The sequence below is a fragment of the Acutalibacter muris genome, assembly GCF_002201475.1.
In the GTDB taxonomy this organism is placed as follows: Bacteria; Bacillota; Clostridia; order Oscillospirales; family Acutalibacteraceae; genus Acutalibacter; species Acutalibacter muris.
In genome coordinates this window covers 427,000-449,086 of record NZ_CP021422.1, presented here as the reverse complement: position 1 = coordinate 449,086, position 22,087 = coordinate 427,000, and the positions used below count along the sequence as shown (strand labels likewise).

The 22,087-nt window shown below is 57.6% G+C and carries 20 protein-coding genes; 14 read left to right on the top strand and 6 right to left on the bottom strand.

Features of this window, described 5'->3' with window-relative positions; translation table 11 throughout:
• The first annotated feature begins 52 nt into the window (after positions 1–52).
• The 4 genes from ADH66_RS02190 to ADH66_RS02175 are packed head-to-tail and all read left to right on the top strand — an operon-like array spanning position 53 to position 6,070.
• Entirely contained in the window at positions 53–1,597 is a 1,545-nt protein-coding gene (locus ADH66_RS02190) for an O-antigen ligase family protein (RefSeq protein ID WP_066536255.1), read from the top strand.
• Position 1,598: 1 nt separating this feature from the next.
• Positions 1,599–3,158 carry an O-antigen ligase family protein gene (locus ADH66_RS02185; protein ID WP_066536257.1) on the top strand — a complete coding sequence of 520 codons (1,560 nt, stop codon included), beginning with the start codon at positions 1,599–1,601 and terminating at the stop codon, positions 3,156–3,158.
• A gap of 4 nt (positions 3,159–3,162) precedes the next feature.
• Positions 3,163–4,869 (top strand): phosphoenolpyruvate--protein phosphotransferase, encoded by a 1,707-nt coding sequence (gene ptsP, locus ADH66_RS02180; protein WP_066536259.1) that lies wholly within the window; start codon positions 3,163–3,165, stop codon positions 4,867–4,869.
• A gap of 13 nt (positions 4,870–4,882) precedes the next feature.
• A complete protein-coding gene (locus ADH66_RS02175; RefSeq protein ID WP_066536262.1) occupies positions 4,883–6,070 on the top strand; it encodes a site-specific DNA-methyltransferase in 1,188 nt (395 codons plus the stop codon).
• Here ADH66_RS02175 and ADH66_RS02170 read toward each other — a convergent pair.
• Both ADH66_RS02170 and ADH66_RS02165 read right to left on the bottom strand, forming a co-directional pair.
• Complete coding sequence (locus tag ADH66_RS02170) at positions 6,057–7,409, bottom strand: MATE family efflux transporter (protein ID WP_066536264.1); 1,353 nt, start codon at positions 7,407–7,409, stop codon at positions 6,057–6,059. The two genes, ADH66_RS02175 and ADH66_RS02170, sit on opposite strands and share 14 nt — an antisense overlap.
• Positions 7,410–7,706: 297 nt before the next feature.
• Complete coding sequence (locus tag ADH66_RS02165; RefSeq protein WP_066536266.1) at positions 7,707–8,045, bottom strand: hypothetical protein; 339 nt, start codon at positions 8,043–8,045, stop codon at positions 7,707–7,709.
• Between the two features lie 203 nt (positions 8,046–8,248).
• Between ADH66_RS02165 and ADH66_RS02160 the strand changes: the two genes are divergently transcribed.
• The 8 genes from ADH66_RS02160 (at position 8,249) to ADH66_RS02125 (ending at position 16,465) form a co-directional block, all read left to right on the top strand.
• Positions 8,249–8,881 carry a cyclic nucleotide-binding domain-containing protein gene (locus ADH66_RS02160; RefSeq protein ID WP_066536269.1) on the top strand — a complete coding sequence of 211 codons (633 nt, stop codon included), beginning with the start codon at positions 8,249–8,251 and terminating at the stop codon, positions 8,879–8,881.
• Between the two features lie 188 nt (positions 8,882–9,069).
• Positions 9,070–9,855: a nickel pincer cofactor biosynthesis protein LarC gene (gene larC / locus ADH66_RS02155; protein WP_066536271.1), complete on the top strand. Its 786-nt coding sequence runs from the start codon at positions 9,070–9,072 to the stop codon at positions 9,853–9,855.
• 55 nt (positions 9,856–9,910) lie between these two features.
• Positions 9,911–10,879, top strand: coding sequence for a Gfo/Idh/MocA family protein (locus tag ADH66_RS02150; RefSeq protein ID WP_157130608.1), 969 nt, complete (start codon positions 9,911–9,913; stop codon positions 10,877–10,879).
• 160 nt (positions 10,880–11,039) lie between these two features.
• Entirely contained in the window at positions 11,040–12,368 is a 1,329-nt protein-coding gene (locus tag ADH66_RS02145) for a glycoside hydrolase family 27 protein (protein WP_066536274.1), read from the top strand.
• Positions 12,365–13,033, top strand: a complete 669-nt coding sequence (locus tag ADH66_RS02140) for a DUF2461 domain-containing protein (protein ID WP_066536277.1) — start codon at positions 12,365–12,367, stop codon at positions 13,031–13,033. Before ADH66_RS02145 ends, ADH66_RS02140 begins: the two co-directional genes overlap by 4 nt.
• Before the next feature lie 126 nt (positions 13,034–13,159).
• Entirely contained in the window at positions 13,160–14,137 is a 978-nt protein-coding gene (bsh, locus tag ADH66_RS02135) for a choloylglycine hydrolase (protein ID WP_066536280.1), read from the top strand.
• A 10-nt stretch (positions 14,138–14,147) separates the two neighbouring features.
• A complete protein-coding gene (locus ADH66_RS02130) occupies positions 14,148–14,993 on the top strand; it encodes an amidohydrolase family protein (protein WP_066536283.1) in 846 nt (281 codons plus the stop codon).
• A gap of 122 nt (positions 14,994–15,115) precedes the next feature.
• Entirely contained in the window at positions 15,116–16,465 is a 1,350-nt protein-coding gene (locus ADH66_RS02125) for an extracellular solute-binding protein (RefSeq protein WP_066536289.1), read from the top strand.
• On the opposite strand, the gene ADH66_RS02120 is transcribed toward ADH66_RS02125, so the two are convergent.
• The 4 genes from ADH66_RS02120 to ADH66_RS02105 all read right to left on the bottom strand — a co-directional run bounded on the left by ADH66_RS02120 (position 16,462) and on the right by ADH66_RS02105 (position 18,984).
• Positions 16,462–17,028, bottom strand: coding sequence for an anti-sigma-I factor RsgI family protein (locus ADH66_RS02120; protein WP_066536291.1), 567 nt, complete (start codon positions 17,026–17,028; stop codon positions 16,462–16,464). The two genes, ADH66_RS02125 and ADH66_RS02120, sit on opposite strands and share 4 nt — an antisense overlap.
• The gene (locus ADH66_RS02115; protein WP_066536293.1) at positions 17,021–17,503 is read right to left on the bottom strand and encodes an RNA polymerase sigma factor; all 483 of its coding nucleotides are present in this window, start codon (positions 17,501–17,503) and stop codon (positions 17,021–17,023) included. Before ADH66_RS02115 ends, ADH66_RS02120 begins: the two co-directional genes overlap by 8 nt.
• Positions 17,504–17,512: 9 nt before the next feature.
• A complete protein-coding gene (locus tag ADH66_RS02110; RefSeq protein ID WP_066536295.1) occupies positions 17,513–17,899 on the bottom strand; it encodes a hypothetical protein in 387 nt (128 codons plus the stop codon).
• Positions 17,900–18,006: 107 nt separating this feature from the next.
• A complete protein-coding gene (locus ADH66_RS02105) occupies positions 18,007–18,984 on the bottom strand; it encodes a calcium/sodium antiporter (protein WP_066536297.1) in 978 nt (325 codons plus the stop codon).
• A 339-nt stretch (positions 18,985–19,323) separates the two neighbouring features.
• Here ADH66_RS02105 and ADH66_RS02100 point away from each other — a divergent pair, with 339 nt between their 5' ends.
• Both ADH66_RS02100 and ADH66_RS02095 read left to right on the top strand, forming a co-directional pair.
• Positions 19,324–20,883, top strand: a complete 1,560-nt coding sequence (locus tag ADH66_RS02100) for a glycosyltransferase family protein (protein WP_066536298.1) — start codon at positions 19,324–19,326, stop codon at positions 20,881–20,883.
• Positions 20,873–22,078 carry a Gfo/Idh/MocA family protein gene (locus tag ADH66_RS02095; protein ID WP_066536300.1) on the top strand — a complete coding sequence of 402 codons (1,206 nt, stop codon included), beginning with the start codon at positions 20,873–20,875 and terminating at the stop codon, positions 22,076–22,078. Before ADH66_RS02100 ends, ADH66_RS02095 begins: the two co-directional genes overlap by 11 nt.
• Positions 22,079–22,087 lie beyond the last annotated feature (9 nt).

Below are 22,087 nucleotides of genomic sequence, written 5' to 3'. Positions count from 1 at the left end.
TGCTATAATGTACGCAATTAAAGACTTCCAAAGGAACCGAAAGGCATAGAGCATGGATATATCAAACCTAAGAAAAAAACTGACCGGCGTGGGCGGCGGTTTCCTGTTCGCCGTCATGGCCCTCCAGCCCCCGCTGGACGTGTTGTCATATTTCATGAACGAGTACGGCAGCACCCTTATCACCACCGCCCTGCGCGCCGTTCTGCTGTTCGCCGTCTTTGTCTACGGTTTTATTGTTGAAACCGAGCGCCGCCGCTATCTGATATTCGGAGGAGTCATCGCCGGCTTCTGGCTGCTGCACGCGCTGAACTGTTTCCGGCTGGGCTACCAGGACCCCCTGGGGGACCTGGGCGAGTACCTGAAGCTTGTGCAGTTCCCCCTGTGGACCCTTGCCTTTACCACCCTCCTTCAAAGCTGCGATGGCCTTGAAAGTCATATCAGCGGGGCCCTGGCCGTAAACTTCTGCACGGTGCTTCTGGTGATAGGCCTCTCTTACCTGACCGGCTCCCCGGTGTATACCTATGACAGCCCCTCCCGTGGGGTGAAGATGGGCCTTCTTGGCTGGTTTTCCAACCATAACGGTCAGAGCGCCATCGTCTGTATGCTGGTCATAGGCCTGCTCCTCTGGGCATACCATACCCGGCGGGTATGGATATTTACCCTGGCAAGCGCCCTGGGCTTTACTCTGCTGTACTTCACCGGCACACGGCTCGCCTACTACTCAGCAATGCTGACGGCCCTGGGCTTATGTTTCTTTGTCCTGATTTCCGGCGGGCGTATGCGCCTTTGCTGTATACCGCTGGCGGCGGCTCTTGTGCTGCTGGTACTGTTCAAGGGGGTATCCATCATGGAGACCCGCCAGACCCTTACCGGCGAATCCTTCCAGATCTGCCAGGAGCCCACGGACGAGATAATGGGAGAATATAAGGACTACGTATACGACAGCAGGGAGATTCCACCCGAGATAGAGGAGCGTATCACCCGGGTATACGAGGACGTTTACGGCGGGCTGAGCTTTGCCGGCGGCACCCTTCTTGGGGACCTTCTGGACCGCTTCGGCACAGAGCGTGTTATGAAAGCCTATAATTATACCACCAAGGCCACCACCCTTTATGACGGCCGCACTAAAAAGCTAAAGGCCATGGAGCTGCTCTGGGAGGAGCAGGACGCGCCCACAAGGCTTTTGGGCTTCGAGCGGTCGAACGTGGCCATAGGCCCTAACCTGTACGGCCCGGAAAACGATATCTCAGCCCTGCCGTACTACTACGGCTATATGGGGTTTGCGCTGTTTATCGGCTTTATTGGCTATATATTCCTGCCCATAGCCATAAGCTGTGTGAAGAATCTTCAGGGGCTTGGGAGCCTCCTAACAGTAGATTTCGGCGCGTGGCTGATGCTCCTGGTCCTGGGACTTGGGGCTGGGCAGCTGTCCGGCAACGTCCTGCAAAACCCCAGCGCGTCCGTGTACCTGTCCCTGGCGGCGGCAGAGCTATGCCATATTACAAAAGCCTATGGAAGCGGCAGGCTCCGGGCCCGCTATGAACGGCGGCAGGGGCTTACGATAATACAGAGCCCGGTAATAAAAGGAGGCGGATGAATTGCAAAAGCTGAAAACCCTTCTCGAAGATAAGCTCTCAGGCATCCTGCTGGGGCTGTTGGTCCTGCAGCCCGCGCTGGATGTGCTCTCATATTTTGCCGACCGCTATGGCCTCAACTCCATAACCACTCTTCTGCGCTTCGGACTGTTGGCCCTGGTGGTCCTTCTGGGCTTCCTGCTTACAAAAAGAAAAAGGGTGTACCTTATCCTTGGGGGCGTTGTTGCCCTGTTCTGGGCGGCCCATATGCTCAACTGCTTCCGCATCGGCTGCACCTCCCCGGTGGAGGACACGGCGAATCTGCTGCGCCTTATGAACTTCCCCCTGTACGCCCTCACCTTCATAACGGCGCTGAAAGGCCGGCCGCACCTGCGTAAGAGCTTTTATCTCGGCGTTCTCATATGCTTTCTGGAGATAATACTTTTCACCGCTCTGCCCTGGGCCATAGGCCGGCCCGTATACACCTACGGGTCCCTGGAGCTTGGGGTGCTGGGATGGTTCCTTATCCCCAGCGCCCAGAGCGCCGTCATCGTGCTCACCGCGCCCCTGGCCATATTCGCCGCCTATAGAAGCGGAAAATACCCCGTCTATCTGCTGGGCGTACTGCTGACCGTGGTTTTAATGTTTATAACCGGCTCAAAGCTTGATTATTTCTCAATATTTATCATCGGCGGCGCATATATTTTTCTGTTCCTGATACAGCTTGGGAAAAGGTCCCCCCGCTACGTGCTGCCGCTGCTTGCGCTCCTCATACTGTCGGCCGCCTTTAAGGGCTACTCCCCCATGGCCATTAGGAACGCAAGGACCGAGTCCTCCCAGGACGTCTATAGCGGCATGATATCAAACACCCTGGAGACCTCCGGCGCGGACCAGACCACACTGAATATAATCCACAGTGAAAAAAGCCGCCCCTCCTCCGAACGTCAGCTGGAGAAGGTGCGCCGGGCAGTGCTGCCCATATACTCGGACACAGGTATATACGGCTACCGCACAGAGGAGTTGAACGCCCGCTTCGGTATGTACAACGTCATGGAGATCTTTGGGTATACGGATTCCCCCGAGGTTCTCTCCAACACCCGGAAAATAAAGCTGAACTTCGCAAAGCTCGTATGGCAGGAAAAGGATACTCTGACCCATCTGCTGGGCTTCGAGTACAGCGACTTCCTTCTGGGCGATACCATCTACGACCTGGAAAATGATTTCCCCGGTATCTTCTATAACATGGGCTATCTGGGCTTTGCCATCTATCTGCTGTTTTTTGCCCTGTTCTTCTTCCGGGTTTTCAGGGCCCTTGCCGGCAGCGTGCGTCGAGCCCTGGAGACGGAAAAAACCGAGGGGCCCAAAGCCCTCAGATGGCTGCGAGGCTTCTGGAGCGGGCTCAGGCAGTTTCTGACCTTGGAGACCGGCGCGGTGGGCATATGCTTTCTGCTGGCCATCGCGGCCGCGCAGATATCCGGCAACGTCCTGCGCCGCCCCAACGTCACCATCTACTTTGCCGCCGCCGCCGCCTGCCTGTACAGCCTGACCACTCTCCAGCGCCGGCCCGAAAAAAAGGAGGTGTAGCCTTATGCTGCAAGGCATCGCCGTTTCAAACGGTATTGGCCTTGGAACTGTACTGCTCCTGCAGGAGCACAGCTTGGTATTTGACGAGGACCGCCGAATAGACCCTGGACCAGAAATATCCCGCTATAACAAGGCTGTAAAGGCCTTTTGTGACAATACCGCCAGCCGTATGCGCCATTTGCAGCTCTCCACAAGCCTTGAGGATTCCCGGATACTCGAGACCCACATCAACATTGCCAACGACCCGGAGGTAAAGGACCAGATATGCTCTCTCATTGAATCCGGCTGCTCCGCCGAAATGGCCTTGAACCAGGTCAGCGAACAGTATATCGCGGCCTTTATGGACTCTCACGACGAGCTTACCCGCCTTAGGGCCGAGGACATAAGGGACGTGCGCAATGCCCTTCTGCACCTGCTTTTGGGCGTAGAGGATACTGTAATAAAGAACGCCCCAAGGGGCTCAATACTTGTGGCGGAGGAGCTGAGCCCCTCCGCCATGGCGGACCTGGACGCGGGGCGGATATCCGGCCTTGTGCTGGAGAAGGGCGGCCCTGCCTCACACACCAGCATACTTGCCCGAACCATGGGCCTGCCAGCGGTCTGTGGAATAAAGGACGCCACAAAGAAGCTGTCCTCCGGGGACTTTATTATTGTTGACGGCGCCAGGGGCGAGGTCATATCCTCCCCGGGGGAGAGGGTCATCGAGGAGTACCGCAGCCGGCGCAAGGCCCAGCAGGAGGAGCGCCGGTGCATGGAGCGTTTCCGGGACCGAAGCACCCTTTCGGCCGACGGCCGGGAGTACCGGCTTTACTGCAATATCAGTATGCCCAGCGCCTCGGCGGCGGTGATAGAAGCCGGCGGCGAGGGCGTGGGACTTTTCCGCACGGAATACCTATTTATGAACCGCTCCGTCCCGCCCACCGAGGAGGAGCAGGCCGAGGCCTATAGGCAGGCCTTAAAGGGCGCCGGGGGACGGCAGGTGGTGATACGCACACTGGATATCGGCGGCGACAAGAACGTGCCCTGTCTCAGTACCCAGAAGGAGGAGAACCCGTTCCTGGGGCTTAGGGGCGTGCGCTGGTGCCTTCAAAATGAGGAGGTGTTCCTCACCCAGCTGCGGGCTCTGTTGCGTGCCGGAGCCGGAGAGAACCTCAGCATCCTGTTCCCCATGGTCTCCACGCTTTCAGAGCTGCGCTCCTGCCGCAGCCTGCTCCAGAAGGCCCGGGAACAGCTTATCAACGAGGGCAGACCCTGTTCTGAGAGCGTACCCGCGGGGGTAATGATAGAAACCCCTTCAGCGGCTCTTATAGCCGACCACCTGTCCCGGGAGGCCGCGTTCCTCAGCATCGGCACCAACGACCTTACCGGTTATATTATGGCCTGCGACCGGGGCAACCCGGCGGTGGGCGGCCTGTACGACCCCCTCCACCCGGCTGTGCTCAGAGTGCTCCGTCATATTATTCGGTGCGGCAGTACCAGTGGAACCCCGGTCTCTGTCTGCGGCGAGACCGCAGCGGACCCAAGGCTTGTCCCCCTGTATATGTCCTATGGCGTCACGGGCTTCAGCGTCTCGGCGGTGGCTGTGCCAAGGGTGCGCAAGACCGTCTCCCTGTGGAGCAAGGTGGAGGCGGACAGCCTTGCGGACTCCGTCGGGCGGCTGAATACGGCGGCGGAGGTCCGGGAGCTTCTGGACAGCGCCCAGAGAACATAGGCGGCCTTGAAGTATGGAGAAAATGGACAGCGGCGAGCAGTACCAGTTCACTTGGCCGGGCAAAAAGGCTGCGGCAGAGCTCAGCCGGAGCCAAAAGGAACTGCGCCAGGAGCAGGAAAGGTCCCTGGGACGGGACGGGACCCGGGGCGGAACGGACTCGGAGAACATATATATCGAAGGGGACAACCTGGACGCGCTGAAGCTCCTGCAAAAGGAGTATGCCGGCCGGGTCAAGCTCGTTTATATTGACCCGCCCTATAACACCGGCGCCGACTTTATCTACGGTGACAACTTCGCCCGGCCAAAAAGACAGTGCTCCGGCGGGGACGGCACAGACTATGGGCGGCTGCACGCGGACTGGCTCAATATGATGTACCCAAGGCTGAAGCTTGCAAAAAGGCTTCTGAGTCCGGAGGGCTCCATTTTCGTGTCCATAGACTATAACGAGGCCGCGAACCTCAGAAAGCTGATGGACGAGGTCTTTGGCGAGGAGAATTTCCAGCGGGAGATAATCTGGCGTATAGGCTGGCTCTCCGGCTATAAGACCGCCGCAGCAAACTTCATACGCAACCATGACAGCATACTGTTCTACTCCAGGAACCATGAGCTGATGGATTTTAAAAAGCTGTATATAGAAAATAAGGACTTCAGGCCCCTTGTAAAAAGTACCCCGCAGCTCAGGGAAAAGCTGCGGGAGCTGGGTCTTACCCCCAAACAGGGGCGGGAGCTTTTACATTTCATAAACCACGAGAACCGTCCCGAAAGGTACCCCCTTGAGGACACCTGGAACTGCAACGAGTACGACGGCCTAAACAGCATTGCCATCATGTCCTTTTCCGGGGAGAAGATATCGAAGCTTCTGGGTATCGGTCAGGAGTTCAAGGGACAGAAGCCCATAAGGCTCCTTATGCGGATTCTTGAGGCCGTCACCGATAGGGATGACGTTGTGCTGGACTTCTTCTCCGGCACGGCCTCCACCGCCCACGCGGTCATGGAGCAGAACGCACTGGACGGCGGCCGCCGCAGGTTCATAATGGTACAGCTGCCTGAGCCCACTCCCTCGGACAGCGCCGCCCGAAGGGCCGGGTACGCCGCCATCAGCGATATAGGCGCAGAGCGTATACGCCGGGCGGGGGACAGGCTCAGAAAGCGCACCGGGGCCGATATAGACTACGGCTTTCGGCTGTTCACACTGCACTGAGGCCCTCCTTGCGGAAGGCCGCGCGCCACATGATGACCGCCAGCGCCGCGCTTAGAGCGTCCGCTATGGGCTGGGCGGCCAGCAGACCGTTGAACCCGGCCACCAGTACCCCCACCCCCAGCACGGCAAGGAACAACAGCCCCTGGCGGGAGAGGGACAGGGCCAGCGCGGGGCCAGCCTTGCCCGTGGCCTGGAACAGGCAGGTGAACAGCAGAACTATCCCGGCAAAGGCCGAGCCGGATACCTGCCAGCGGAGCATCAGCGCGCTGTCCCTGACCACACCCGGGTCGTCCATGAAAACCAATGTAAGGGGCCGGGCCAGCAGAATTATAATTAACGCCATCAGGAGCCCGTAGCAGCTTATGAATGCCGTGCAGAAGCTGATGAGCTTTTTAAGCTTCTTAAAGTCCCTGCCGCCGTACAGATATCCGAACAGGGGCACCCCGCCGAAGGCAAGGCCTATAAGCACCATCTGGGCTATCATGGCGACCTTGCTGGCGATGCCCCAGGCGGCTATCTTCTCATCGCCATAGCCCTTTAAAAACTGGTTTGTGACCACCACGCATACGCTGGAGGCTATGTTGGTGACGGCGGCGGTTATGCCCACGCTGAATATCTGCCGCAGTTCCCCGGCGCTCACCCGCCAGTCCCGGGGGGTCACCGACAGGTGCCGGCTCTTACCAAGAACTATTGCAAGGAAAAACAGGTCGCTTGCAAGGTTGCCTATCACCGTGGCGATGGCCGCGCCCGCCGCGCCCATGCCCAGCACCTGGATAAATATGGGGTCGAGTATTATGTTTATCACCGAGCCTCCCACATTGCCCAGCATGGACAGGGTGGAGGCGCCCTCGCAGCGCAGCAGGTTAGAGTGGATAAAGGGCAGTATAACGGCCGGGGCGCCCGCCGCCAGCACCAGGTAATACTCCCGGGCATAGGGCATGACCTCCGGGCTGGCCCCCAGCAGCCTGAGGATAGGCCCCTGGAATATGAGCATGGGCACGGCCAGCACCAGACCGGTGGCGATGGCCAAGTAGAAGCAGAAGGAGCTCACCCGCCGGACGCTCCCCTGGTCGTTTTTGCCCATCAAGCGGGAGATAAGGGAGCTGCCCCCCTGGGCGTAGACGTTGCCAAAGGCCATCAGCACCGTGAACACCGGCGCGCAGACAGACACCCCGGCCACAATAAGGGTGCTGCCGGTGCGGGCCACAAAGTATGTATCAGCCAGGTTATAGATCAGGCTTATTATCATGCTGAACACCACCGGAAGCGCCTGGGCAAAATAGGTGCGCACCAGGTGTTCTGTGTCAAAAACCGTGCTCTTTTCTTTTGTATCACTCATGAGGCATAGCTCCTTTGCATAGATCTTTCTGGGATTATTTTAGCATAATCCATTGGCTTTTGTTATGACACATGGCACAACAAAAGAAAAAATTTAGGAACTGCCCCAGCGGCTTTTGATATAGTTAACGCAGTCCAAAAGCGGTTCATCTCTTTTGGACTGCGTTAACTATATAGGAGGAGGTCCTGGGCCGCTTTGGACCTGATGGCCTTGATTTCAAGTGGTTGGGAGAAATTGAACATCTCATATTCTCAATACAATATAGCAAATATTACTAATCCGGCACCGTGATTAACACTAAATCGGCGGTTCCCAGTCAGCAGGAAATAACTCATGAAAGCACGGAATTCTTTCCTTGATATTTCCCTTGCTGTCAGCGACGTAAGCTTTCACTCCGTCCTGAGCCCACCCGTCACCGGCTACAGAATAAATGATTCTTTTTCTTGCCTCAAGAATTATAGGCTTCAATCTGGCATCCGCCTTACTTGCGTCCATGTAAGCGTAATGTTCAATGCCATGGACTTCAAATGCTTCCTCGGCGGTCATAAATGCTTGGGAAGATATGGAAACAGGTGCAAACAGCGATAGAATAAAAATAGATAAGCAAGAAATCACGCAGAATCGAAGCGGCTTCACTATAATCCCTCCTTTCTCTAATATTTTAAATATATTATATACCTAAAAGTTGGAAGTGTCAATATTGAAATTGAATAGATAAGTCTTTAGATAGTTTTTGCTATAAATGCTTTTTCATGTTTCGCTGTAATTATTTCAGCATACTCCATTGATTTTTATTGTGACATATGGCATAATAAAAGAAAAATTTTGGGAGTGGGCGCATGAAATATATCCATGATGAGAAGCTCCTTGAGCGGCTTTTGATACAGGAGGGTATTATCGAACACTTCGAGACCAGCGGCCTTGATTTCCGGCTGGTGGAATACGAAAAGGGCGAGCTTATCTGCGCCCCGGGCCGTCCTCTGGAGGACATACTGTTCACCGTTCGCGGTACTGTGCAGGTATACGGACTGCGGGAGGACGGCAAGTGGCTGCCGGTATCCCAGGGGGTGGGCCGCACCGCCATGGGCGCTATCGAATTCGTCCAGCCCGGCCTGCCGGTATTCTACACCGAGGCCGTGGAGGACCTGCTATGCGTATCGCTGCCTATCGAACGGAACCGGGAGGCGCTTGAGCGGGACTGCGTGTTTCTCATGTACCTTTTAAAGTGCATAAACAGCATGGTGGTCACCTATACCCTTATCGGCCACCGGGAACACTCGGTGGAGGAGCGTGTGCTAACCTTTCTCAGAGACGTCCAGCCGGACCACACCCTGCACAGCATAAACCAGGGACTCCTGCAATTCCACTGCAGCCGCAGGCAATTACAGCGGGTAGTGAAGCGTTTATGCGACGAGGGAAAGCTGAAAAAGCTTAAAAAAGGCGTGTATGTCCTTGAGGAGGGTCAAGGGTAAAATCATAACCACCCGTGAAACGGATTTCCCCGGCCCTTTCAGATTGACAAATCCCGGGCATATGGTATAATGTACGCAAAGCGTACCTTCGGAGTTTCCCTATCGCTCGAAGAGCTCGCCTTTTGCTTCGCAAAAGTACCGGAAAACTCCAAGCAGATTTATGGTATAATACAGATGGAGGTGCAATCATGAAAGTAATATATTTTGACTGCAACATGGGCGCCGCCGGGGATATGCTCTCCGGGGCCCTTCTGGAGCTGCTTCCCGAAGAGGAGCGTCCGAAATTTATTGAGGAACTGAACGCTCTCGGCCTCCCTGGGGTGGAGTTCACCGCCGTGCCCTCGGTGAAGTGCGGCATCACCGGCACCCATATGAAGGTGACTGTTAACGGCCAAACAGAGGGTGAGAAGCACCATCACCACCACGAACACCACCACGAGCACTCCAATGAGCACGAGCACCACCATAGCGGTATGCACGACATAGAACACCTCGTCAAGGGGCACCTGAACGTCCCCGAGAAGGTGAAGTCGGATATACTTGAGGTCTACGGCCTTATCGCCAGGGCCGAGAGCCATGCCCACGGCGTGCCGGTCACCGAGATACACTTCCACGAGGTGGGAACCATGGACGCCGTGGCGGACGTTACCGCCGTCTGTCTCTTAATGGACAGGCTGGCCCCGGAGCGTGTAATAGTCTCCCCTGTCCACGTGGGCAGCGGCCAGGTAAGGTGCGCCCACGGGATTTTGCCCGTCCCCGCCCCCGCCACGGCACATATTCTCACCGGCGTGCCCATATACGGCGGCAAAATCAAGGGTGAGCTCTGCACCCCCACCGGCGCGGCGCTTCTCCGGCACTTTGCCGATAGCTTTGGGGATATGCCCGTGATGACCCTTTTGCGGGTGGGGTACGGCATGGGCACAAAGGATTTTGAAGCCGCAAACCTTGTCCGGGCCATGCTGGGTGAAGCGTAAGGCTCTGCGGCGCTTTACCGGCATTACCATAAATTTTTTCCAGGAGGAAACTATTATGAACATTGCAGTCCTGGGCGCGTGGCATGTGCACACCATGGAGTATTCCACCGCCCTCCAGAAAAACCCCGATTCCACCCTCTGCTGTCTTTGGGACAGCGACCCTGAGCGCGGCGCACAGATGGCCGAGAAGCTGGGGGTGCCCTTCCAGCCGGACCTTGACGCCGTCCTTTCCGACCCCTCCATAGAGGGCGTGTCCGTGACCACCGCCACCAGCGAGCACCCCCAGGTGCTCATGGCCGCGGCAAAGGCCGGGAAACACATCTTTACTGAAAAGGTGCTGGCCTTTACAAATGAGGAGGCAGAGGAGATAGCCAAAACTGTAAAAGAGAGCGGCATTATCTTCACCATCTCCTACCCCCACAAGACCCGGCCCACCCTGAAGGCCGCCAAGGAGATTTTGGAGAGCGGCAAGCTGGGCCAGGTGACCTACGCCCGGGTGCGCAACGTCCACAACGGCAGCACCGCCGGCTGGCTGCCGCCCCACTTCTACAATGCCGCCGAGACCGGCGGCGGGGCCATGATGGACCTGGGGGCACACCCCATGTACACCCTCCACTGGCTCATGGGCGAGCCAAAGTCCGTAGTGTCCATGTTCACCACCGTCACCGGCAAGCCCGTGGAGGACAACGCCGTATCCGTGCTGGAGTTCGAGAACGGTGCCCTCGGCGTGTCGGAGACCGGCTTTGTGAGCACCGGCCTCCCCTACGTTCTGGAGCTCAGCGGCACAAAGGGTTCTTTAATGGTGCACAACGACCTCCTGGAGTACAGCTCTGAGGAGACCGAGGGCAAGCTTGTAAAGCTTGAGACCCTGCCGGAACCCGACCCCATGCCCATCGACGCCTGGATAGCCGCCCTTGGTGGCAAGGGCACCGCGCCCAATGGCATTGATGAGGCTGTGGCTCTCACACGACTTATGGTGGGTGCATACGAATCATATCGTACAGGAGCCAAAAATGTTTTCTAACATAGTATGATAAGTTTATATGCGATTCCAACAAGTTTTCGTTTTGGAATCGCATTATTTTTATATAATTCTCAAAAGCACTTGAAAGATTCTAAAATATGTGTCATAATATCCAGAACGTATCATCATGACAATGATACAGCTTCGGGAGGATATGGCTATGACAAGCAAGAAAATCGCCCTTACCCCGCCTATGGGGTGGAACAGCTACGACTACTACGACACCACTGTAAATGAGGAGCAGGTCCGGGCCAACGCCCGGGTCATGGCCGAGCGTCTGAAGGAGTGGGGCTGGGAGTACGTGGTAATCGACATCCAGTGGTACGCAAAAAACGCCGGCAGTATGCGCGGGCGTTTCCAGTACATTCCCTTCGGCTACGTAGAGATAGACTCCTGGTCCCGGCTCCAGCCGGACCCGGAGCGTTTCCCCTCCTCGCAGGGCGGCAAGGGCTTCGGGCCTCTCGCGTCCTATATCCACAGCCTGGGGCTGAAGTTCGGCATACACATCATGCGGGGCATCCCCCGGGCCGCCGCCCACGGCCACATGAAGATACTGGGCCACAACGAGACCGCCGACATGGTGGCCGACCCCGGCTCTGTCTGCCGGTGGAACCCTGATATGTACGGGGTGCGGGACTGCCCGGGCGGCCAAGCCTACTACGACTCCATCATAGGTATGTACGCCGACTGGGGTGTGGACTTCATAAAGTGCGACGACATCTGCAACACAGACAACCTGGTGCCCCACAGCGACCGGGCCTACTCCCGCAGCTTTGAAATAGAGATGATCTCCCGGGCCATCGAAAAGACCGGCCGGGACATAGTGCTCTCTTTGTCCCCGGGCCCGGCGGTGGTGGACGAGTCCTGGCACTACCACGCCCACGCCAATATGTGGCGGATAACCGACGACTTCTGGGACGACTGGGAGCTCTTAAAGGGTATGTTCCGCCGCTGCGAGCAGTGGCAGGACCACGTGGGGCCGGGCTCCTATCCGGACTGCGATATGCTGCCCCTGGGTCGCATCGGCGCAGGCTTCGGGGACGAGCGGGACACCCGCTTCACCAAAGACGAGCAGAAGACCATGTTCACCCTCTGGTGCCTGATGGGCTCGCCCCTGATGATGGGCGGGGAGCTGACAAAGCTGGACGACTGGACCATGTTCCTCCTGACAAACTGGGACGTGCTGGATATGCTGCCCTGCCGCCCCAGGCAGCTCTACCGAAACGAGAACTCCGCCGCCTGGACGGCCCTGGAGCCTGACTCTGGGGAGAAATATGTGGTGCTTTTCAACCTCTCGGACGAGCCCAGCGAGCTCTCTGTCTCGATCCATAGCATATGGCCTCGAGCCCTTGCCGGCATAGACCTCTGGGAGGGCGGGCGCATCGACTTTGCCGACGGCCTTGTCCGCGCCACCGTGGCCCCCCACGGCTGCGCGGCCTACCGCGTTACCAGCACTCCAAAGCCCTGGAGGGAGGATATGGCAGAATGACCCAGCCACTTACCCCCCGGGCCATGGACTTCCTTATGGAGCTGTCCATCAACAATGAACGCCCATGGTTCCAGGAGCATAGGGAGGAGTTTGAGACCCTCCTGCACCGCCCCTTCAAGGAGCTTGCCGGGGAGACCTGCTCCATAATGGCAAAGGACTTTCCGGGCTGCGGCTTCGGCTTGCACGTGTCGAGGATTTACCGGGACGCCCGTCGGCTCTTTGGCCGGGGGCCCTACCATGACCATCTGTGGTTCTCCCTTCAGCGGGAGGACTGCCGAAACACCGGCCCCATGCTATGGTTCGAGTTTGGGCTCTCGGGCACCTCCCACGGCCTTGGGTACTGGGACCGCTCGGCAGAGCAGGCCGCGGCCTTCCGCAAAAAGATAGACAGCGACCCAAAGCGCTTTGAGGAACTTTTACTGGCCGTCCCGGACCGGGACAAAAGCCGTCTCTGGGGCGACGAATACAAGCGGCCAAAGGGCCACTATAATGATATCCTCGATCCCTGGTACAACCGCAAACAGGCCAGCATCGGCTATGACGACTACTTTGGGGAGGACCTGTTCACTGACAGGCTCCCGCAGCTGCTCTCGGACTCCTTCTCGGGGCTCGTTCCCCTCTACCACTACATGATGGAGGCAGCCGAGTTAGAGCTTAAAGAATAAAAATCCCCAGCCGCTTCATACTATGACTACAGTTATATCTATAGTTTATAGTAAACGCACTTGAAAAAAGGTATTTATCTCTTTTGAACTGCGTTAACTATACCCAGTATGAAAGGCGGGACATATATGTGCACTTGCATCACCATGAAAACCCGGGACGTATACTTTGGCCGCACCATGGACCTCCACTACCGCTTCGGCGAGCAGGTGGCCGTCACCCCCAGGAACTACCGCGTCCCCCTGAAGTCCGGGGACAGCTTTGAGACTTGGTACGCCATGATAGGCATGGCCACCGCCAAGGGGGGATATCCCCTCTATGCCGAGGCCACCAACGAGAAGGGCCTCTCCATGGCCGGACTCAACTTCCCGGAAAACGCCTGGTACGGCGAGCCGGTTCCCGGGAAACGAAACCTTGCCCCCTATGAGTTCATACTCTGGGTGCTGGGCACCTTCGCCACGGTAGAGGACCTTAAAAGGGAACTGCCCTCTGTCTGGCTGGTGGATATCCCCATAGACCCGGGCACCCCCACCGCGCCGCTGCACTGGATGATAAGCGACGGCGCGGACAGCCTTGTGGTGGAGCAGACCAGAGAGGAGGGCTTCCGGGTATACGACAATCCCTATGGCGTGCTGACCAATAACCCCACCTTCCCCTATCACAGCATGAACCTGAACAGCTTTATGAACCTCACCTCCCAGCCGCCCCAGAACCGCTTCTGTAAGGGCCTGGATCTTTGCGCCTTCGGCAGCGGTATGGGCTCCATCGGTCTGCCCGGGGACAACTCCCCCACCTCCCGCTTCGTGCGGGCCTGCTTTAACAGGATGAACTCCCTCTGCGGGGACAGCGAGGAGGCTTCCGTTTCCCAGTTCTTCCATATCCTGGACAACGTCTGGCTGGTGCGGGGCTCCACTATGCTCAAGGGCAACGTCTGCAACACCACCACCTATGCCTGCTGCATGAACACCACCAGAGGAATATACTATTATAAGACCTACTCGAACTCACAGCTTACCGCCGTGCGCATGACAGAAAAGAACGTCAGCGCCCCCTCGCTGACCCTCTATCCCCTGGAGGAGGTCCAGCAGGTGCGGTATATGAACTAAAGGAGACAGCATGATAATCGACTTCCACACCCACACCTTCCCGCCCAAAATAGCCGCGTCCACCCTCAGTAAGCTCAGCGCCATGAGCCATACACTCCCCTTCACCGACGGCACCCCGGAGGGGCTTCGGGCCTCCATGGGTGAAGCCGGAGTGGACCTGTCCGTTGTGCTCCCAGTGGCCACGGCTCCCCGGCAGGTGGAGCATATAAATGATTCCTCCGCCGCCATCAGCGAAAATTTCCGGGAGGCCGGGCTTCTCTCCTTCGGCTGTATGCACCCGGACTATGAGGGCTGGCATGAGGAGCTTGCACGCATAAAGAGCCTGGGGCTCCGGGGCATAAAGCTCCACCCGGTCTATCAGGGGGTGGACTTTGACGACCCCCGCACCCTGCGTATACTGGACCGGGCCGGGGAGCTGGGACTTATCGTTGTCACCCACGCGGGCCTGGACATAGGCTTCCCCGGGGTGGTCCGCTGCTCCCCGGAGATGGTGAAAAACGCCGTGAAGCAGGCGGGCCCTGTAAAGCTGGTGCTGGCCCATATGGGCGGCTGGCGCTGCTGGGACAAGGTACTGGAACTGCTGCCGGGGCTGCCGGTGTTTATCGACACCAGCTTCTCTACCGGCAGGAGGACCCCCATAGACAGCCACTACTCAGAGGAGGAGCTTCAGCTTTTGGACAGTGACGGCTTCATGGAGTTGGTCAAAGCCTTCGGCCCGGGGCGAGTGCTCTTTGGCAGCGACAGCCCCTGGAGCAGCCAGAGGGAGAGCCTTGATTGGATAAGGGCCCAGCCCCTTTCTCAGGGGGAGCTCCATATGATACTGGGCGGGAACGCCGCCGGGCTGCTGGGGATGTAAAATATGAACATTCTGTAAACATTTATGCTTCTGTGCAACCAACGGTAAAAAACCTCACTTCTTATATATGACAGGCGCAACCAACAGGCCGTCTGTCAAAAAATTTAAGCGAGGTTTTGGTTATGAAAAACGTCAAGCGCACACTGACAGCTTTACTCACCCTGGCACTGATCATGGCCCTATGCCTTCCCGGCTGTGGACCCAAGGACAAAGGTCCCCTTCGCATCTGCCTGGACCTGGACATCCGCGACACCATGGTGAACCAGGCCACCCACGACTTCGAGAAGATTCTTGAGACACTGGCGGAGTCCGGAGGAGCGCAGGAATTTGAAATAGAGCTGGTACCCCCCGAGGGTGAGGAGCGCATGGGGGCCCTGACCCGGCTGCACACGGAGATAATGAGCGGCGATGGCCCGGACCTTTTCATCATCAACTCCGGCTGGCAGGACGACCTGGTGTTCCCATACCCGGAGAAGGCCGCCCGGAACGGCCTTCTTCTGAACCTGGACAAGCTCATGGAAAAGTCCCAGTACACAGACTGGGACCAGCAGGTCCAGACCGTCCTGAACGCCGGTAGGACCGAGAAGGGCCAGTTCATCATCCCGCTTAGCTACCAGTTCAACATGAGCTGCTTTCTGAAGGAGGACGTGACCCATAACCCAAGTACGGACATGACCTGGGAGCAGATGGCCGCAAGCGAGGATATCATAGACCTTGCCAGCATAAGCTTCGACGGCGGCTCCCCACAGAAAAAGCTGTCCATCGGCGACAGGACGGTGCACAATACTCTGGGGAAGCTTGCGGACTACGACAAGGAGGAACTGCTTTTCACCGCCGACGAGGTGAAAGCGCGCATACATAAGAACCTTGAACTGATGGACCTCTCCGACAATGAGAGCTTCGGCGACACCCCCACATACTATCAGGCCCTGGTGGGCCCGGGGTTCAATACCGGCGTCTCCAGCTTCTATATCCATGCTGCCGACACTGTTAAAGAGGACGTTCCCCTGACCTATATCCCCCTCTACTCCAAGCCCGGCGGGGTCACCGCCGCGGTGCGCAGCTACGCCGCCATAAGCGCGGGCAGCAGACATAAGGAGGAGGCCTTCCTGGTGCTGGACTACCTTCTGGGCCTTGAGAGCCAGCAGGGTACGGGCTTCTACAACCAGTTCCTGGCGGGAGAAGGGACCTTCCTGGGCTTCCCCATGGACTCGCGGCTCATGAGCGAGGAATACCCGGTGAGCCTTGCCGGAGGGGCCAAGAAATGGAGCCTGACCGACGAGAACTTCCAGGGGCTCTGCGCGGTGCGGGACGCGATAACCGCCGTAAACTTCTTCGACACGGTGACCTTCGGGCTTTATAACCTGGAGAGCGACTGTTTAGACGTGCACACCGGCTATACCGAGGGCGACGTCGACGCTCTTATAGACGAGGCCTGCCGAGTGCTGGCCATGAGCCTGAAGGAGTCTTAATCTGTCTCCTGGCCGCCCCGATGCCTGTGACACCTCCCGTGGCCCCCGCCGTGCCCTTCTCCATGGCCCGAGCCGCTGCCGGCGTGGCAGGTAACGTTCCCTTCGCCGTTTACGCAGCCCTCCACTCGCTCCAGCATCCTGTTGCACCGCTGCTCGTCCTCGCACTCAACATATATCTCCATGTCCCGGCCCTCCTCGAGATATACCCGGAGCTGTGGGTCGGAGAGAAGGGTATCGATAGCTTTGGAGTATTCGGAAAATAGGACCTGGGTGTTCTCCGCTATGCGTTCGCCGTCCCGATTCAGCCCCTCGACCCCGATAACTATGTCGAAGCGGTTGACCTTCAGCCGCAGCGACGGATTTATCTCAATGCCGATGGCTGAAACCGGCGTGAAGAACAGCCCGCCCCCAAGGCAGAGCAGCACCGCAAGGCAGGCCGCCGCAAGGGCGAGCGGACGCTTTTTGCCGCGCCGCGCCGGGGCGTAGATACGCCGGAGGGTCCTCTCTTTAAGCCCACTCTCGGCACGCACCGCCGAGAAAGCGCTTTGCAGCCTGCTACGCATCCTCGTCACCTCCCAGCCTTCCCCTAAGCAGCTTCTTCGCGCGTGCCAGCAGAGAATATACAGTGTTCACATTTTTCCTCATGAGCCCGGCTATCTCCGGCGCGGTGTAGCCCTCGAAGTAGTGCAGGTACACCACCTCCCTGTACTTGTCCGGCAGCTCCAGCACCGCCCGGAGCACCTCCCGGGAGTCGCCGGAGGTCTCGTCCGGCAGCTCGATAAGCTCCTCCAAGGGGACCGTGCGGCTTCTGAAAAAGCTTCGCAGCAGGTCCCGGCAGGCGTTGATGGTCACCCGGAGGAACCATGCCTTCTCATGCTCCTCATTTTCAAACACAACAGAGCTGAGGGCGTATTTCATGAACACCGTTTGAAACACGTCCTCAGAGTCGGCTTGGTTCTTCAGATGTATAAGGCATAGCCTGCGCACCATGTCGGCGTGCCGGTCTATTGCCTCTGCCGTCTCCTGCTCGCTGCGCATATGTCCGTATCAGCAGTGCCTGCCGCCGTGATGCCCCCGGCCGCCGCCATGATGGCCGCCGTTGCCATAGCCCATGCCGTTTCCGCTGCCATAGCCGGGGCAGTAATCCGGGTCATAGTTGTCGCAGACTCCGTCGTTATCAGTATCCACATATCCGCCGCCTATGCCGTTTCCGGGGCAGCGGTCGGGGTCGTAGTTGTCGCAGACCCCGTCGCCGTCCTCATCCACACAGCTGTGTAGCCTAACCCTCTCCTGGCTCACGCAGACGGCCGGCCCGCACCCGATAGAGAACCCGCCGCAGACCGTGTCCATGCAGCCGTGCCGGGCCGAAGCGCTTACTGTGGCGCAGCTGAGTATAAGCGCCGCCATAATACATCCTGTCATTAACCTTTTCATGTGACCTTCCTCCTGATATATTTGCCGTTTTCACGGGCCGTTTTTAAACGGCTCTGACTATAATACGGTTGAAAAGGGCGTTTCCTTGCACAGATAAAAAAATTTTTTCATGCCCCTATTACCACACAGGTAATGGCCACATACACGGTATATATGGCCAGCAGCAGCACACCTTGGACCCTTGAGAATTTCTGGGTAAATATTGTGGGTATAATTGCCACGCCCCCCACCAGCAGGCAGGCGGGCAGGTCCAGCAGGGCGGAGGCCGGGGCAATGGGCAGGGCTTTGCCGGAGACCAGGGCGCTGATGGGCAGTATAAGCGTAAGGTCTATGATGTTGGCCCCAAGTATATTGCCCACCGACAGGGAGGACTCCTTCTTCACTATGGCCGTGATGGTGGTGATAAGCTCCGGCAGGGAGGTGCCCACGGCTATCACAGTCACGCCGATTATCCGCTCTGAGATACCTATAAACCTTGCAAGCTCGCTGCCGTTGTCCACCAGCAGGTCCGCACCCCAGACAATGCCCACGGTGCCCACAGCAAACTTGATTATATTGACGATTATCTCCCTGCGCTCCGGCTTTGGCCGCTCTATAGCCCGTGTGCTGTCCGTGCGGGTGGCGCTCATGGAGCGTTTTGCCTCAAGGATATTGTCGGCCATGAATACGGCGAAGATGGCTATCATTACGATAGCTACCACTATCCCCATCTGCCCCATGAACCCGGAGAGCACCACTATCAGCGCGGCCCCCAGCATGAGCACGGACTTTTTAAGATAGTCCCTCCGCCGGGCCTTACCAGGCATACACAGGATAGAGATGGCCATTATAAGGCCAATGTTGGCCGTCACGCTGCCCACGGCGTTGCCGATAGCCATGTCCACCTTCCCCTGGGCTGCGGCCATCACCGAGACCAGCATCTCCGGCAGGGTGGTGGCAAGGCTTACGATTGTGGCCCCGATTATCAGCTTTGGTATACCGCTGACCTCCGCTATCCAGGAGGCCGCGTCCACAAAGTAGTCGCCCCCCTTGACGATGAACACAATACCTACGACGAACAGAAAAATTACCAGTGCCAGTTCCATTTCCTTTCCCTCTCCTCCATTTTTAATTCCAAACGAAAAGGCCCACGCACAGCCCCAAAGCCATACGTGAGCCCAAGAAGACAAATCCGCGCATGTACGGCTTTCAGCCATACATGAGTCTCGTTATTTAAGACAAGCCAGGCAGAACGCCGGGTATGTTGACTTGCCACGCGAAACGCGCCTAACTACTCCCCCATGGGTTTTCGATTGTAGGCATATTATACCAGAGCTGAAACGGCTTGTCAAGAGTCTTTGCTTTTTCTCTTGTCAACAGTTATCAAGTGTGGTAGAATAAAGAAAAACTGACGGTTCATTTAAAGAAAAAGGGGTTGAACGGTTATGAACGGGAGCCGGGAAAGGGCCGCGGACGGGCTTCAAAAAGCCCTTGGGTGGCTGTACGGGCTGATACTTGGCGGGAGCCTTTTTGTGTGCCTGTTTTTGTCCCATATAAATTTCTCCAGGAAATACCTTACCACCCAGTTTCTGCCGGCCTTTATGCTGCTGGCCATTGGGCTGCTGCTGGTCTTCTCGCTGCACCGATACAGCTCCATACTGGCGGGGCTCGGCCCGGGCAAAAGAGCCCTTTTTATTGCCACAGCGCTGCTGTTTTTCCTACAGGTCTTCGCAGCCTCCCAATACTGGTTCCGCACCGCCTGGGACGTGCCCACCGTAAACAACACCGCCAGCGCTATCGCCCACGGGGAGGGGGAATACCTCTCAAAGATACGCTGGTACTTCTCGGAGTTCCCCAATAACCTTATGCTGGTCTGGATCTTCTCCCTTTTTTACCGGGCCGCCCACATTATGGGCCTGCATGAGCAGGAGTATTTCTTTATCATCTGCATACAGTGCCTTTTAAATTCCCTTTGCGGCCTTTTGCTGGTCCAGGTGGTCCACAGGCTCTTTAAAAGCAGGAGCATGGCCATACTGGGATATACGCTGTACCTCTTCCTTGTGGGTATCTCCCCCTGGGTGACTGTCCCCTATTCGGACTCCATGGCCCTGCCCTTCCCGCTGGCAACCGCCGCTATATATGTGAACCGGGAGCGCTGCCGCTATCGGTGGCTGCCATGGCTCTGTATGGCGGCCCTTGGGGTAATAGGCTACCGCATAAAGCCCCAGGTACTGATAGCGTTTATCGCCGTGCTCATAGCCGAAGCGCTCCGCTGGCTTAAAAACGGCCTTACAAAGGAGAGCCTTCAGAGGCTTGCCGCCGGGGGCTGCGCGGTGATAGTGGGGATTGCGGGCTCCTTCATGTTCTGCAAGCTGGCCATACGGAGCATGAACTTCCCCGTGGACAGGGAGGGCGCCTTCGGGGCCGCCCACTTCTTCATGATGGGGCTCAATACCGAGACCATGGGCGCGTATAACGGCGACGACAACCTGTACTCCAACACCTTCTCAAGCGTCAAGGAGCGCAACCGGGGAAATATGAAGCTGGCCCTTGAGCGTATCAGGGAAATGGGCCCCATAGGCCTTATGAAACACGGGGCCAGGAAGACCCTTACAAACTACTATGACGGCACCTTCGCCTGGGGCGGGGAGGGGTATTTCTTCTCCGGCATGAACGAGCCGAAAGCCAACCCCTTCTGCGAATTCCTCCGGGGGGTGTACTACGGCGGGGAGGAACCCGGCAAATATTACCCCCTCTGGACGAATTTTGCCCAGATGGTCTGGCTGTCGGTGCTTTTCCTTGCTATTATTGCCATGTTCCCCCCAAAAAATCCCGAGAAGGATATGATGCTGCTATCCGTCGTCGGGCTCACCCTTTTCGAGCTGCTGTTTGAAGCCAGGGCAAGGTACCTGTTCACCTATGTGCCCATCTATATCCTTCTTGCTCTTTATGGGCTCCAGTTTATCAAAACCAAATTAGAAAGGAAGACAGAAAATGAAGTATAGGCCTGTAAAAGCTGCCATGATAGGCGTGGGCGCCATCAGCGGTATCTATCTGCAGAACATCACCCATACCTTCCGTGAGGTGGAGCTGGTGGGGGTCTGCGACCTTATCCCCGATAGGGCCGAGAAGGGCGCTGCCTATGTGAAGGCTGAAATCGAGCAGGGCGCCGGCGTCCGGGAACCCAAAATGTATAAGGATATGTACGAAGCCTTTAACGACCCGGAGGTTGAAGTTATCTTGAACCTTACCCGCCCCTATGAGCACTTCGAGGTCACGAAGCAGGCCCTTCTCCACGGCAAGCACGTGTACTCGGAAAAGCCCCTGGGGGTGGACATGGAGGAGGCCGGTGCTCTCATAGCCCTGGCGGAGGAGAAGAACCTGCGGCTGGGCGGCGCGCCGGACACCTTTATGGGCGCGGGCATACAGACTGCCCGCAGGCTTATCGACGACGGCTACATAGGCGACATAGTGGGGGTCAGCTGTGCCATGGTCTGCCGCGGCCACGAGACCTGGCACCCGGACCCGGAGTTCTACTATAAGCGGGGCGGCGGTCCCATGCTGGATATGGGCCCTTATTACATCACAGCCCTGGTGCAGCTTTTGGGGGAAGCAAAGGGACTGACGGGCATGACCAAGCGCTCCTTTACAGAGCGGCTCATCACCTCCGAGCCTCATCGGGGAGAGACGATAAATGTGGACGTGGACACATGGCTTTCGGGGAATATCGAGTTTGAGAGCGGGGCCATCGCCCAGGTCTTCACTACCTTCGACGTGCACTACACCGCCCAGTCCCGCTTTGAGGTCTATGGCACAAGGGGCAGCATGATGGTGCCGGACCCCAACACCTTCGGCGGGCCGGTACTGCTTCTGCGGCCCGAGGACTTTGCGGCCGCCCCCAAGACCGACCCGGGCCTTATGCGCCACGGTGTGCCCGACTTCTACGCGGGCTGGCGGGAGATGCCGCTGATGTACGACTACCCGGAGAACAGCCGGGGGCTAGGGCTTGCGGATATGTGCAAGGCCCTGCGCACCGGCCGGGACCACCGGGCGAACTTCCAGCAGCAGCGCCACGTGCTGGAGATAATGACGGCCTTCTCCAAGTCCAGCGAGCGGAAGGCCTACGTGCCTATCGCTACCAAGTACAGCCGCACCGCGCCCATGAAGAACAACCCCATGCACGGAATTTTAGACGAATAATAAGGAGGA

Excerpts from the sequence above, each read along its gene's own strand:
- ADH66_RS02190 (WP_066536255.1), top strand. The coding sequence starts at position 53 with ATGGATATATCAAACCTAAGAAAAAAACTGACCGGCGTGGGCGGCGGT.
- ptsP (WP_066536259.1), top strand. The coding sequence starts at position 3,163 with ATGCTGCAAGGCATCGCCGTTTCAAACGGTATTGGCCTTGGAACTGTA.
- ADH66_RS02175 (WP_066536262.1), top strand. The coding sequence starts at position 4,883 with ATGGAGAAAATGGACAGCGGCGAGCAGTACCAGTTCACTTGGCCGGGC.
- ADH66_RS02170 (WP_066536264.1), bottom strand. The coding sequence starts at position 7,409 with ATGAGTGATACAAAAGAAAAGAGCACGGTTTTTGACACAGAACACCTG.
- ADH66_RS02160 (WP_066536269.1), top strand. The coding sequence starts at position 8,249 with ATGAAATATATCCATGATGAGAAGCTCCTTGAGCGGCTTTTGATACAG.
- larC (WP_066536271.1), top strand. The coding sequence starts at position 9,070 with ATGAAAGTAATATATTTTGACTGCAACATGGGCGCCGCCGGGGATATG.
- ADH66_RS02150 (WP_157130608.1), top strand. The coding sequence starts at position 9,911 with ATGAACATTGCAGTCCTGGGCGCGTGGCATGTGCACACCATGGAGTAT.
- ADH66_RS02145 (WP_066536274.1), top strand. The coding sequence starts at position 11,040 with ATGACAAGCAAGAAAATCGCCCTTACCCCGCCTATGGGGTGGAACAGC.
- ADH66_RS02140 (WP_066536277.1), top strand. The coding sequence starts at position 12,365 with ATGACCCAGCCACTTACCCCCCGGGCCATGGACTTCCTTATGGAGCTG.
- bsh (WP_066536280.1), top strand. The coding sequence starts at position 13,160 with ATGTGCACTTGCATCACCATGAAAACCCGGGACGTATACTTTGGCCGC.
- ADH66_RS02130 (WP_066536283.1), top strand. The coding sequence starts at position 14,148 with ATGATAATCGACTTCCACACCCACACCTTCCCGCCCAAAATAGCCGCG.
- ADH66_RS02125 (WP_066536289.1), top strand. The coding sequence starts at position 15,116 with ATGAAAAACGTCAAGCGCACACTGACAGCTTTACTCACCCTGGCACTG.
- ADH66_RS02120 (WP_066536291.1), bottom strand. The coding sequence starts at position 17,028 with ATGCGTAGCAGGCTGCAAAGCGCTTTCTCGGCGGTGCGTGCCGAGAGT.
- ADH66_RS02115 (WP_066536293.1), bottom strand. The coding sequence starts at position 17,503 with ATGCGCAGCGAGCAGGAGACGGCAGAGGCAATAGACCGGCACGCCGAC.
- ADH66_RS02110 (WP_066536295.1), bottom strand. The coding sequence starts at position 17,899 with ATGAAAAGGTTAATGACAGGATGTATTATGGCGGCGCTTATACTCAGC.
- ADH66_RS02105 (WP_066536297.1), bottom strand. The coding sequence starts at position 18,984 with ATGGAACTGGCACTGGTAATTTTTCTGTTCGTCGTAGGTATTGTGTTC.
- ADH66_RS02100 (WP_066536298.1), top strand. The coding sequence starts at position 19,324 with ATGAACGGGAGCCGGGAAAGGGCCGCGGACGGGCTTCAAAAAGCCCTT.
- ADH66_RS02095 (WP_066536300.1), top strand. The coding sequence starts at position 20,873 with ATGAAGTATAGGCCTGTAAAAGCTGCCATGATAGGCGTGGGCGCCATC.